We start from the raw sequence: 3,423 nt of genomic DNA on the forward strand, positions 1-3,423 counted from the left end.
GTTTTCCAGTTCGGGGTAGCTGCGCAAAATGGTGAACACATCGGCGTATTTCTTGTTCAACAGTTCAATGGCATGGGGGAACGTGCAATACTTACCGCCTTGATAGATACGGAGATACCAAATTATAGCCGCCAAAAGAATAATCGGGCTTTCCACGAAGAAGTCGCCCTGCTTGCTTATCCAGCTTCGATTGAGGTTAAGCATAATCGTGTAGCTGGCTTCATAAGCATCCGCAATGTCCGACATGAAGCTGGCGTTTATCGGGTTGCATCGGTGGCTCTTGCGTGGGTCGTCAAAATTGATAATGTAGAATTTGGGCTTTACCTTATACCCGCCCAAGTGGTTAAGTAAATGATTGTAAGCGATTTCCGAAAGGTCGGGGTCGGGTAGGTCAGCACCCTTACGGGTGCTTTCCCCCCTAAGAACCGTGCGTGAAAGTTTCCCCTCACACGGCTCAAGCAAACAATATTCCTTTTCAAATAGAAATACGCTCATATTTACTTCTTCTTTTTATGTGTAACACTTTGATAACAACCATCATGAACTAAACAGAGGTGGTTTCTGCCATTCTTCTGCTGGCTCATGGTGTGCCATGAGGTTTCTGCTGTTATCGGCTGTCCGCATAACACGCAGTTTCGATTTTGTCTTTCCCACATTGAGATAAGTGACCTCTTACCTTTCAAACTCATTTTCATTTTGGCAGTTCTCCTTTTTTCAAGGTATTGCTTCCATTCAGGGTCAAAAGGATTGACATCACATTTCAGTTGGGGGTATCTTTCAATCTTCGTATTGAACAGAATAGTGATTGGAATAAAATATTCCTCATGCTTTTCGTTCTTCTTTTTAACTGCAAATACCCAGTCACGACCATCAATTCTATGGAAATAGCGGTTCTTAACCCACCCTTTGCATTTGTTACCATGCCTGCGGAGTGCCCACCGCCATAACTTCTTATAGATTTGATAATCAGTCTTACGAAAGACATTTGAGGCTGCACTATGTTTGTAATAGTTTGCCCATCCGTTAAGTATCGGGTTCAATCGCATAATCAGCTCATGTTGAGCATCGCCACGGAATCGTTTGATTTCATCTTTGACTTTGCTCAACATTCGTTTTGTCCTATCTTTAGAGGGTTGTGTCAGCAGGGCATCTCCAAATTTCCGTACATTGAAACCAAGAAAATCGAAACCATCCGTTATATGTGTAATCTTAGTTTTCTCTTCTGACAGTGTCAGTCCTCTTTCTGCGAGGAAATCAGCTACCAAAGGTTTTACACTATGTTCCAATATTTCTTTAGTATCACCTGTTATAATGAAGTCGTCTGCATAACGCACCAATCTGACTTTCGGGCAGTACCATCCTGATTTTCCTGATACCCGTTCCCACGGGAAATGGGTTTCCAATAGGTTCTGTAAACCGTCAAGCGTCATATTGGCAAGTGTCGGTGATATGATACCTCCTTGCGGTGTACCTTCTTCTGTCGGGAAAAGTTCTCTGTTATATACGTACCCACATTTTAGCCATTTTTGTAATATGGATTTATCCATAGGGATATTCTTCATCAACCATTCATGGCTTATATGGTCGAAACAACCTTTAATATCTCCCTCCAATATCCATTGGGCGGATGTTTTCTTGGACAGAAGCGAATGGCATCGAGCCATAGCGTCTGCCGTGCTGCGGTCTTTCCTGAAACCAAAGGAATAGTTGTCTGCTGTAGTTTCAGACACTGGTTCCAATGCCATCAGATAAAGTGCTTGCATGGCTCTGTCTTTCATTGTCGGTATTCCCAACGGGCGAAGTTTGCCGTTACTTTTCTTGATATTTACTCTTTTTAACGGTTGGGGCTTGTAGCCTCTTCTTCTTAGTGTCACAATGGCTTTGAACTTCGATTGCGGAGTTGACCAAAGAATTTTATCAACCCCTGAAGTCTTCTTTCCATTATTGGAAGTAACTCGCTTGACCGCCAATGCTTTGGCATAAAACGAGTGGGTAAGTGTCCATTGCAAGGCTTTTACCTTGCCGAACTTACCTGCTTTCTGAGCTTTTACAATACGCGCTTGCAGCTTATTGACTGCCTGCTCGCACTTGTTCCAGTCTATGCTTTCCCAAGTCCGACCATTGCAGTCAGAAGACGCACACGATTTTTTGTTTTCGTACATTTGCTTTTCTTCTTTCATAAGTTCTAAAAGTTATCTTGTAAAACGTCACCATACCGGAAGTCTGCCCGCTTTCACGTAGGATAATGTTGTCAAAAACAATTCATGGTTTCGGCTCAATCCCTATCCACCCGATTACGGGATGGCATTCGCTTTCTCCGGTTCTCCTTTACCCACATATCCGTCAGATTACCTTGCGGTTCTCCTACCCTTACGGGAGATATATGGGCTTACCGTGTTTTACACCAGTACCGGGAATGGGTTAGGTCTTGCCTCTTCGCCGATGGCTCTATTGTTCACGTGCCCCCAAAATTCACAGGGACAACCAGCCATTTTACCTTTTGGTTCAAGCCTGATAGCATTAGTAGGCTTGTTCGACTTAACGACGTTTATTAGCAATTCACTTACGTTGACCATACCTTCCGAGCCAAGCTCCCCAACCGCATAATGCTTGCGACCTTTGAATTTCCCTCACGGTTCATTCTTACCCTTTCGGGAGGGCTACCTTGTCCGAGCAGCTTGATACCCTTGTACAAGCGCACCTGCTCGTAGGCTACTATTGGTGAAACAATAGGTCTGCTCTATCGATGAACGATTGACAGACAGCTACTGGCGTAACTTTCCACGTCACACAAACTTATAATCATACAGGTAGAGCGCAAAACCTTTCTCGATTTGCTGTTTTATGTAATTATTTACTACTGCGTATGACTTCCCGCTGCCCGGCGTTCCTAACACGATGCTCGCACGAAAAACGTTTACAACGTTAATATAGCCATTGTTCCACTTCTTCTTATAGTAGAACCGGGTAGGCAGATTTACCGAATACTCGTTCTCGATAAGCCTTGTTTCCTGCTGGAAACTTTCGTTCTCGGTATTAAAGACATCATCCATGAGGTTGTTTTTCAACAACCGGGACATCCATGTACCCGCCATGAGCATACAGATATAGCCCAGCGACAGCGTAGCGATATAAAACACGGCATCTGCCGTATGTGGCAGTGGCAGTTCCAGCAACCACCAGTTCAGGAAAAACAACACGACACCAGCCGCAAGGCTGCAATGTATCTTCGTCCACGTTATCTTTTCCTCTTTCACGCCCTTAGTGCCGATGCACGACAGGGCGAGGAACACCACCGCAAAAAGTTTCGTCCAAAGGACGGACGAGAACAGCCCGGTGGTGCGCTGGAAGTTCCACAGTATCTTGTCTATCACCTCAAACGTCACTCCCCATTCTTTCAGGGTGGAGTAACAGAACCAGTAC

Annotated in this window: 1 protein-coding gene and 2 pseudogenes; all 3 read right to left on the reverse strand. The window is 44.6% G+C overall.

Features of this window, described 5'->3' with window-relative positions:
* Window positions 1-381: pseudogene (locus tag QZ327_RS14225) on the reverse strand (conjugal transfer protein TraG); the annotation flags it as partial.
* Window positions 382-497: 116 nt separating this feature from the next.
* Window positions 498-2,162 (reverse strand): group II intron reverse transcriptase/maturase, encoded by a 1,665-nt coding sequence (ltrA, locus tag QZ327_RS14230; RefSeq protein ID WP_294620377.1) that lies wholly within the window; start codon window positions 2,160-2,162, stop codon window positions 498-500.
* A 630-nt stretch (window positions 2,163-2,792) separates the two neighbouring features.
* Window positions 2,793-3,423: pseudogene (locus tag QZ327_RS14235) on the reverse strand (YWFCY domain-containing protein); the annotation flags it as partial.

The organism is uncultured Bacteroides sp. (genome assembly GCF_910578895.1).
GTDB lineage: Bacteria > Bacteroidota > Bacteroidia > Bacteroidales > Bacteroidaceae > Bacteroides.

Excerpts from the sequence above, each read along its gene's own strand:
- ltrA (WP_294620377.1), bottom strand. The coding sequence starts at position 2,162 with ATGTACGAAAACAAAAAATCGTGTGCGTCTTCTGACTGCAATGGTCGG.